Annotated in this window: 7 protein-coding genes and 1 pseudogene; 3 read left to right on the plus strand and 5 right to left on the minus strand. The window is 72.8% G+C overall.

Annotated features, from left to right (window positions below):
- Positions 1-147 precede the first annotated feature (147 nt).
- The 5 genes from scoD to AAHZ94_RS20905 form a co-directional block, all read right to left on the minus strand.
- The gene (gene scoD, locus AAHZ94_RS20885; RefSeq protein ID WP_349994506.1) at positions 148-705 is read right to left on the minus strand and encodes a (2E)-enoyl-ACP glycyltransferase; all 558 of its coding nucleotides are present in this window, start codon (positions 703-705) and stop codon (positions 148-150) included.
- On the minus strand, positions 705-1,592 hold the full coding sequence (gene scoE / locus AAHZ94_RS20890; protein WP_349994507.1) for a (3R)-3-[(carboxymethyl)amino]fatty acid oxygenase/decarboxylase: 888 nt from the start codon (positions 1,590-1,592) through the stop codon (positions 705-707). Before scoE ends, scoD begins: the two co-directional genes overlap by 1 nt.
- 94 nt (positions 1,593-1,686) lie before the next feature.
- Positions 1,687-1,923 carry an acyl carrier protein gene (locus AAHZ94_RS20895; RefSeq protein ID WP_349994508.1) on the minus strand — a complete coding sequence of 79 codons (237 nt, stop codon included), beginning with the start codon at positions 1,921-1,923 and terminating at the stop codon, positions 1,687-1,689.
- On the minus strand, positions 1,920-3,041 hold the full coding sequence (locus AAHZ94_RS20900; protein ID WP_349994512.1) for a beta-ketoacyl-ACP synthase III: 1,122 nt from the start codon (positions 3,039-3,041) through the stop codon (positions 1,920-1,922). The genes AAHZ94_RS20895 and AAHZ94_RS20900 overlap by 4 nt, the downstream gene beginning before the upstream one ends.
- 280 nt (positions 3,042-3,321) lie before the next feature.
- Positions 3,322-4,734, minus strand: a complete 1,413-nt coding sequence (locus tag AAHZ94_RS20905) for an MFS transporter (RefSeq protein ID WP_349994509.1) — start codon at positions 4,732-4,734, stop codon at positions 3,322-3,324.
- Positions 4,735-6,234: 1,500 nt separating this feature from the next.
- Between AAHZ94_RS20905 and AAHZ94_RS20910 the strand changes: the two genes are divergently transcribed.
- The 3 genes and pseudogenes from AAHZ94_RS20910 to AAHZ94_RS20920 all read left to right on the plus strand — a co-directional run.
- A complete protein-coding gene (locus AAHZ94_RS20910; RefSeq protein WP_349994510.1) occupies positions 6,235-6,996 on the plus strand; it encodes a VMAP-C domain-containing protein in 762 nt (253 codons plus the stop codon).
- An 802-nt stretch (positions 6,997-7,798) separates the two neighbouring features.
- Entirely contained in the window at positions 7,799-8,761 is a 963-nt protein-coding gene (locus AAHZ94_RS20915; protein WP_349994511.1) for an AAA family ATPase, read from the plus strand.
- Positions 8,758-9,585: pseudogene (locus tag AAHZ94_RS20920) on the plus strand (hypothetical protein); the annotation flags it as partial. The gene AAHZ94_RS20915 and the pseudogene AAHZ94_RS20920, both read left to right, overlap by 4 nt.

The raw sequence follows: 9,585 nt of genomic DNA on the forward strand, positions 1-9,585 counted from the left end.
GGGGGGGGCGGGGCGGCGGCCCGCCGCGGGGGGCGGGGGGGGGGGGCCGGCCGGGGGCGGGGGCGGGCCGGGGGGGGGGGGGGGGCCCCCCCCCCCCCCCCCCCCCCCCCCCCCACGGTGGGTGTGATCGCTGGTTGAGAGTGACGGTCAGCCGACGCCCACGAAGGCGAGCGTGACCTCGCCGTCGCAGCGTCCGCCGTCGGCGTCCCAGTACCGGTACGACGTGTCGGCCAGCAGCATGGGATCGCCGCCGCCCGGGGTGCGTCGGGTGAGCGAGTTGAAACTCATCTCGCCGGAGAAGGAACGGGGGTTGATCGGCCGTCGGAAATTACTGCCGAAGCGGGCGATGAGGATATCCGGGAGCTGGTGCCGCCAGTAGTCGTCCATCGTCCAGGAGGCGAATCCGGGCATCAGCCCTTCCTGTACGGACTTGGCGACCAGGTAATACATCATCTGGTTGTAGCAGATGTTTACCTCGACCGCGTTCAAGTGCCCGGTGTCATCGATGTAGCACGACTCCGGAATGGCGAATTCGCAACGGGCGGTCGCCAGTCCGCCGGTGGCGCTCACTTCCGCGGAGAGCAGGTATTTGCAGTTCTCCTTGTAGGGGCGCAGCACCGGGGGCAGGAGTTCGCTGTCGGTGGCGTACCACTCGGGGGCCGCCGGCTGGCTGCCGGCGGTCCGTTCGGCGGTGGGCGAACCCATCAGACCGTGAGTCCGTCGTAGAGCTTGTGCTCGTCGTGCACGGTGACCCGGAACGAGGAGGTGGGCTCGGGCGCCGTGGTGTGCAGGGCGCGGTGGATGAGGCTGCGGTTGTCCCAGACGAGCAGGTCGCCCTTTTCGAAGCTCTGAAGGTGGATGTTGGGGTTGCTGAACGTGTCGTCCAACTGCCCAGTGGCCTTGAAGAGTTCGTGCAGCAGGTCCGTGTCGAACGGCTTGCCGTCCTCGTCCTCGATGTCGACGGTGAAGCCCTCGCTGATGTAGAGCACCGTCTCACCCGTGATGGGGTGGGTGAAGGTGGTCGGGTGGACCACGGGCGGGGTCTTGGTCTCCACCTCTTCGAGGATCTCGGAGATCGGGCGGTAGACGTCGTGCGGGCGGATCTTGAAGTACTTGCGGACCGAGTGCCGGCAGCGGGTGCCCTCGGCCGCCTTCTTCAGCTCCTCGGGCAGCCCCTCGTACGCCTGGCCCATGTCGATGAAGTACGTGCCGCGGTTCTTCTGCGGAATGACCTGGGGGTAGATCAGCGTGATGCCGAACGGGTCGGGCATGAACATGTAGTCCGCGTGCCAGAACTTACCGGTCTTCGGCACGCCGATCTGCTTGCCGTCCTTCGGCACGTTCGAGGAGACGAACACCTCGGGTACCTCGGGGTGCTGGTACATCGGCTCGTAGTACGTCTCGGGACGGCCGAGCCGCTTGCCGAGCTCCAGGAATTGCGCGGGGTCAAGGTCCTGATTCTTCAACACCGCGATCTTCTTGGTGTAAATCGTTTCCTTGAGCTGTGCGATATCCGCTTCGGAAGCAGTCGCGTAGTCGAAGCCGTGCACGGCGGCGCCGAGCTTCTTGCCTTCCTGCGGGACGATCTCCATGATGCTTTGCCTTTCGAGGGTGTTGAGAAATTGAGAAGGGAACCCCGGAGCGGGGCGGACGAACTGGATGAGGGGCCCTGGGACGGCGCCCGGGCTAGGCGGGGAGCCGCTCGTCGATGAGCTTGACGGTGGCCGCCAGGCTCAGGTCGGGGTGCAGTTCGTTGTCCTCGATGCTGACCCCGAGCTCCCGCTCGACGTGCATGGCGATCTCCACCAGGGTGAGCGAGTCCACGTCGAGTTCGGCGTACGTGACCTCGGGGCTCACGTCGGCCGGCGGGGTCTCGTGCAACTTGGTGAGCAGGCCGATGAGACGGTCGTAGGTGACGCTCATGATGCGTGCGGTCCTCCCTCTGATACGGATACGGGTTGAGCTGCCGCAGGTGCGGATGGCGTGGGAGATGGCAGGGCGGGCCAGCGCAGTACGCAGGAGCCCCAGGTCAGGCCGCCGCCGAAGGCGGACAGCAGGACCCGGTCCCCGGGCTGGATAACGTTGCCCGCCGCCGCGTCCGCGAGCGCCAACGGAATGGAGGCGGCTCCGGTGTTTCCGACCGACTCGACGTGGGAGATGCAGCGTTCCAGCGGCAGTCCGAGGTCGTCGGCGACGGCGCGCAGGATTCGCTGGTTGGCCTGGTGGGGCACGAAGTGGTCGACGTCGTCGACCTTCCAGTCGGCGGCGGTGAGCGAGGCGCGGGCGGAGGCCGTCATGCGGGTGATCGCGTGCCGGAACACCGCCTTGCCCTGCATGGCGAAGTGTCGTTCGGCGCGGCTGGGTTCGCCGGGCAGCGAGCGTTGCCGCGAACCGCCGGCGGCCACCATGATCAGCTCTTCCTCGGCGCCGTCGCTGCCGAGGTCGAAGTGGCCCACGGCGCCCGGCTCGTCGGCGTACCCGGCGCGCAGCACCACCGCGCCCGCGCCGTCGCCGAAGATGATCGCGTTGGCCCGGTCGTCCGGGTCCACGATGGTCGAGTACGTGTCCGCGCCGATCAGCAGCACCCGGCTGGCCGCGCCCGCGGTGATCAGGCCGGCGGCTGCGGCCCGCCCGTAGACGAAGCCGGTGCACACCGCGCTGACGTCTAAAGCGGCCACGCCGGTGAGGCCGAGCCGGTGGGCGACCAGCGGGGCGGTGGCCGGGCAACTGCGGTCGGGGGTGGTGGTGGCGACCACCACGGCGTCCACCGGCCGGTCCTCGGTCAGGCCCGCGGTCGGCCCGCCCTGGGGAGCCGGCAGGTCGGCGGCGGCCAGCGCCCGCCGGCCCGCTTCGACGGCGAGGTCGGAGGTGGCCTGCCCGGGGTCGGCGAAGTGCCGCTGTCCGATGCCGGTACGGGTCCTGATCCAGGCGTCACTGGTGTCCAGGCGCTGGGAGAGCTCGTCGTTGGTGACGATGCGGGGCGGCACCCAGCCGGCGAGCCCGCACAGTACGGCGGCCCGCTCGCGCCGAGCGCCGGCCACCCGCGGGCCGTCGACGGGTGCGGTGCGGTCGGTATCAGGGGGCTGGGCAGCGGCGCTGGACACGGCGGTCTCCTCGGTCGACTTGCGGTGGAGCGTGACGGACGGCGGTGACGGTGGGCTGGGGACGGCCCGGGGCGGGGACGGTCCTGGCGGGGACGGTCCCGGCGGGATCGGGGCGCGTGGTCGTGGCGGTGGATCGAGTGGGGCTGGGTGACGGTGGATCGAAGGGGATGGGTGGGTGGGGAGCCCGCGCGGACGAGGCGCCGCACCGGGCCGGCCGCTAGCGGCTCAAGGTCCTCCTGAGCGCGAACAGCGCCAACGCCGCTGCGCCGATGCCGGCCGCGATCAGATAGCCGACCAACTGGACGCCGTCGATCAGGCCGGCGCGCAACGCCGCACCGCTCAGCCCGTCGCTCCGGGTGTTGGCCACCGCGACCAGCAGGGCGAGCCCGACGGCGCCGCCCACTTGCAGCGTGGTGGAGGACAGGCCCGATGCGATGCCCTGGTCGCCGGGTGCGACGCCGGAGGCGGCCACGATCCACAGCGCGGTCCAGGCCGCGCCCTGGCCGAGGCTGAGCAGCGTGAGGCCGGGTACGAGCGGGCCGTAGGCGCCGCTGTCGGAGAAGGCCACGGCCAGCGCGGCGGCGCCGACCGCCCCGCACAGCAACCCGCCGAGCAGCGTGGGCCGTACGCCGTAGGTCGCGATGGCCCGCTCGCCGATCTGGGTGCCGGCGGCGACCATCACCGCGGGCAGCAGGAAGGCGAGCCCGGTCTCCATGGCGCTGTAGCCGTGGACGACCTGGAGGTAGCGGGTCAGGAAGTACGGGATCGAGGCGAAGGTGGCGTTGAACGCGGCGGCCAGCCCCATGGCGAGCACCAGCGACCGGTGGGCGAACAGCCGGCCCGGGGTGAGCGGGTCGCGGGTCCGCGCCTCGATGGCGGCGAACGCCACCAGCAGCAGCAGCGAGCCGAGGGCGCACAGCACCGTCGCCCGACTCGTCCAGCCCGCCTCGGGGCCGCGCACCAGCACGAAGACCAGCAGGGTGATGCCGGCGGTGGCGGTCAGGGCGCCCCAGGCGTCGAACCCGCGGTCGCGGGCGAGCGGCGGATCGACGGGGAAGAGCAGCCAGCCCCCGACCGCGATCGCCGCGGCCAGCGGGACGTTGACCACGAAGACCGAGGGCCAGCCGAACCACTCGACGAGCACGCCGCCGAGCAGCGACCCGAAGCACAGCCCACCGGCCCCGGCCGCGCCCCACACCGCGAGCGCCTTGTTCCGCCGCGGCCCCTCCTCGTAGATGGTGTTGATCAGCGAGAGGGTGGCGGGGAAGAGCAGCGAGCCGCCCAGACCCTGCACGGCGCGCACCGCGATCAGCAGCCAGGCCGCGTCGGTGAGCCCGCCGATCAGCGAGGAGCCGGCGTACAGGGCGGCGGCCAGCACGAACATCCGGCGCCGGCCCAGCAGATCGGTGGCGCGACCGCCGAGCAGCAGGAAGCCGCCGGTGGCCACCACGTACGCGCTGACCACCCACTGGAGGTCCTGGTCGGAGTAGCCGAGGCCGTCCTGGATGCTCGGCAGGGCCACGTACACGATGTTGAAGTCGAGTGCGATCACCAACTGCGCGGCGGCCAGTACGAGCAGGGCCAGACCCAGGCGTTGACGGGGTGGCGCGGGCGACGTTATTGCGGACATGCTCGGACATTCCCCCTTAGGAACCCACTGAGAGCGCAACAGCGGTTCCCGACGCCTTGCTGCGGCGGATCATCACTGTGGTGCGTACGACGGATCACGAACGGCGGTGCGCCATGCCGCACCGCACACCGAAATGGCCGGCCCTGGCGGCGGGCCGTCCCGGCCCACGAACACCTGGTCACACGCCGATGGGTGACGCGTTCTGGATGCTTGCTCACGCTCATCGGCGCGGCAAGCATTCGACTTTCTTTTCGGCCTGGCTCAGATTCCGGTTGCGGTCATGGCTAAGGCGTCACTGAGCGTCTTCATGTCCAGTGGAAATCGGCCACCCGGAGCGCCGGATTCCCCTCTCCCTTTCCGCACGGGTGTCCGACCGAACCAGGGCGTTGCCCGGCCGGAGGGCCCACTAAACGCTGGTTAACTTCGCGCCTTTTTGCCCGGTTCGACTGACCTGACGCCTAGTCAGGATAGTCCTTTTTCGGCCAACACCTGGCGAGCGTACAGCGGCAGGGATGACCGATTCAAGTGGCCACGAGGCTGAATTGAAGGCACTCGGTCAGCATTCCCACCGACATTCGGAGGGCGCCATTCCGGGCTTCTGGGGAGGGCCTTTTTCGGTAGTCGCACGAGAAAGGCATCGAGTTCCCGGGCGGTGCGAAGTTCTTCATCACATGCTGCCTTGGCACAGACCAAGCTGTCCATACGTTGGACAGTTGACGTGTGATTTGCGTCTGCATAGCAGACGACAAGTGCTGTTCACACGGAATCCCACCGGGCCGACCAGAACCGGCCCCGCGGAGTGTTGTACGAGCGGGCCGAAACCGCCGGTGCAACTCCACGGGCACGCACACTGCCCGATCTCCTGCACAATGCAACCACCGGGTCGGGGGAGCATATCCGGCTACGGTCCGTCCCGGTGCGCTCGCCCACCGTCCATCCGCCGTTCACCCCCATCGGCTTTCCTGCCCGCCCCGGCACGGCCCGCACAAACGACTGGCGCCCGCCCGCCCCGGGGGGGGGGGGGGGGCGCGCGCGCGGGGGGCGGGGGGGACGGGGCACGGAGCGGGCGGCGGGGCCGGGCACGGGGCGGCGGCAGGCGCGGGCACCGGTGCGCAGCACGGGGGCGCCGACGGGGCCGCACCCGGGGCGCCCGACGGAGCGGCCGACAGATCACTCAACAGACCGGTCGACAGACCACTCAACAGAGCGGTCAACGGAGCCACTGACCGAGCAGCCCACGGAGCGGCTGACGGAACAGCCAACGGTGCCGCTGACGGGGCAGCCGACGGAGCAAACGGCGGTGCCGCTGAGGGGGCAGCCGACGGAGCAACTGACGGTGTCGCTGACGGGGGAGCCCACGGAGCAGTCGACGGAGCGGGCAACAGAGCGGTCAACGGGGCCGTCGCAGGAACAACCGCAGGAACAACCGCGGGAGCAGCCGCAGGAATAGTCAACGGAGCGGCCGGCGGCGGGGCTTCGAGCCGGCGCCCCGTCCCCCGTGTGCAGGTCGAACTGTTGCCGACCGGAGCGAGCCAGCTCTTCACGTACCAGATCTGGGCCTGGGACGCGGGCGCGCAGCCGCGGTTGGTCGTCGTACAGGACCGCGACTCGGCCAGCTCCCGCGTGGTGGACGACATCCAGCGGGTGCTCCGTACCGAGGTGCGCGAGGACCCGGAGACGGCGGTGGTGGAATTCTTCCTGGCGCCCGAGTGGCTCGGACTGGCCGTCGACACCTGGGAGTCGGACGAGGCGGAGGACGGGGGCGGCTTCGTGCCCGGCCTCACCCGGCGCCTCGTGGTGCGCACCACGGCCAGGACACCGGAGTGCTACGCGGGGTGGAAGCGGCGCACCGCCGCCCTGACCACGTCCGAACACCTGGTCCTGGACGACGGGTGTGCCGACCACAAGGTCGTCCGCGCCAAGCTGGAGGTACGGCCCGACGTCGGCACCGTCGTGCTGTGCTGCGAGCCGGGGCGGCACGGCCAGTTCCTGCGGCAGTGCGTCCAAGCCGGTGTGCACACGGTGCTCTGGCACCGGGCCGACCACGGGGCGCAGGTCGGCGCCGATCTGTCGGGCGTGCTCCACGGCACCGAACCGCACGGGGTGCCGGAGGCGGTGCGCCTGGAGCGGGCCAAGGCGATGGCCGAGCCCGGCTGCACGACCCACCGCGGCGGCCAACTCTCACTGCTCCACGACCCGCCCGACCACCGGCCGCCCCCGCTCGCCCCGGAGCCCTGGGTTCTCGCGGAGCCGCCGCGATGAGGGCCGCGCCCACCTCGCCACCGACGGCGCCCCGCCGCCTCGCCGAGCTCCGACCTGTCGCACCCCGACCTGTTGCGCCTTGCGCCATCGCGCGCCGCTCCGTCACAGCCCGCTCCGGTACGTCCCGGTCCAGCCAGCCCCGGCCCGTTGCGGGCTGCCCCGCCGGGCCCCGCCTCGTTGCGGCCCACGGCGCCCCTGTCGGTGGCCGTCCGGGTGGCCGGTGTCCGCCCACCGCGCCCCGTACCACGGGGCAGCCGCCGTCCCGCCCGCCGCACGCGCCCGACACCCCGCCCCGTTGCCGTACGACGACCAAGGAGAGCACGCCATGGCCCCAACAGCCGGAACGGGCAACCCTCCCGAGGGCCCCGAGGAATCGGGCGACCGTTCGTCGGCCCACGACCCGGCGGCGGAGCCGGACGGAGGCCGCCACTCCGACCCGTCCGCGTCTGCCACGGCCGACTGCGGAGCCATCCCACCGCTCGGAGCGCCGTCCGCCGCACCGACCGTAGGGTCGTCCGCTGCACCGACCGCAGGACTGATCGACGGAGCGGACGAGGAGCATGGCGACGGGGCAGCCGAGGGACGGGGGGACGGAGCGGCCGGGGGGACAGCCGACGGACGGGGCGAGGGGGCAGCCGGGGGACGGGGCGACGGAGCGGGTGAGGGACGGGGCGAGGGGGCGGGCGAAGACCCGGCGCCCGACCCCTGGTGGGTCTTCCGGGGGCCGGCCACGCTGCCGCCCCCGCCGCCCTGGCGCCGGTTCTCCACCAACCGCCGCACTGGGGCGCCGCCGCCGTACCTGATGGGCCACGACGAGATCGCCGTCGTCAACGCCGCCCTCCACCTGCACCGCCCGCTCCTGGTCACCGGACGCCCCGGCACCGGCAAGTCCGAACTCGCGCACGCCATCGCGCGCGAACTGCACCTCGGGTCTGTGCTGCGCTGGTCCGTCAACAGCCGCGCCACCCTGGCGGACGCCCTCTACCGGTACGACGCGGTGGGCCGGCTGCGAGAAGCCTCGCTGCGCCGCGAGCGGGCCCGTAGCACCGCCGTCTGGAGCGGTCCCCGGCGTGGCAACGGGCCGCGCGGCAAGGGCGCTTCGGCCCGTGCGCTCCGGGGCGCCCAAGGCGGCGCGCACCCGAGCCCGTACGCGGCCCGGCGCCCACCGATGGCACAGCCGGCCGCGGAGCCCGACATCGGCCAGTACCTGCGCCTCGGCCCACTGGGCACGGCGCTGGCCGCCGCGCACCGGCCCCGGGTGCTGCTCATCGACGAACTCGACAAGGCCGACATCGACCTGCCGAACGACCTGTTGGTGGTGCTGGAGGAGGGCAGGTTCGAGATCCCCGAACTGGCCCGGCTGCCTGAGCAGCAGCAGGACGTGGACGTCATGGTCAGCGGCGGCCGGGAGCGCGCCAGGGTGCGCCGCGGCGTGGTCTCCTGCACGCACTTCCCCATCGTGGTGATGACCAGCAACGGGGAGCGTGACTTCTCACCGGCGTTCCTGCGCCGCTGTGTCCGCCTCGATCTGCCCGACCCGGACGCGGACCGGCTGCGCGACATCGTTCGCGGCAGCCTGGGCGAGGCGGGGCTGGCCCAGGCCGACGACCTGATCGAGACGTTCCTGCGCCGCTCGGCCACCGAAACCCTCGCCACCGACCAACTGCTGGCCGCCGTCCACCTCCGGCTCGCCGGCGCCGACATGAGCCGGGACCAACTGCTCGCCGCCGTGCTGCACCGACTCGACGAGACGCTGCCGACATGATCGACCGGCTGCGGCAGGTGTTGGTCGGCATCGGGTACGACACCGGCGCCGACGAACTGCTCGACGTGCTGTGGCTCGCCCGGGTGATGGCAGCGGCTGACCAGCACGCGCCGCGGAACGGAGCGCAGGACGGGGCGGGGCAGGAGCAGCCGGGCGGGTTGGGGTGGGAGCAGCAGAGCGGGCTGGGGCGGGGGCAACGGGGCGACACGGGGCACGGGGCGCGGAGTACGGAGCACGGTGCGCGCGGCGAGCACGCAGCGGGCCGGGACGCGTCGCTCGGGTCCGACGCGGGGCCCGGGGCTGTCGCCGGCTCGGGCCCGCCGCCCGCCGCCGACCAGGCGCCGCCCCCGGGCGTGGCGCCGGTGACGGAGCCGGGGCACACCACGGGGCCGGAGCCCGGCCAGGAGCCGGCCGCAGCGCCACGCCCCGCCTCGCCGACCGGGCCCCGCACCGCCGGGCCGACGGGCCCCACACCGGGCCCGCAGCCCCCGGGCGTAGACCCCGCGGCCCAGGCCCGAGCCGACGGCGTCGAGTCCGGCGCTGGAGGGCTACCCTCCGGCCCGTCCGACGCGCCGCAGCCCGGAGTGCCCGGGGCGCCCGCCGTGCGGCCTGACGGGGCCCCGTCGGACGGCACGTCGACCGGGGCCGGCGCGCTCCCGAACGCGCCCGCCGATGACCTGTTGACGGGGCCGTTCGCCGGGCCGGTCGTGGCCCCCGGCACGGTGGCCGACGCCCCGGCCCGGCCCCCCGCCGCACCCCCCCCCCCCCCCGGCGCCGCGGCCCCGGGCGCCCCGCCCCCCCGGCCGCCCCGCCCCGGCCCGGGC

Origin of the sequence: Streptomyces sp. HSW2009 (assembly GCF_040240285.1) — a bacterium.
Taxonomy (GTDB): domain Bacteria; phylum Actinomycetota; class Actinomycetes; order Streptomycetales; family Streptomycetaceae; genus Streptomyces.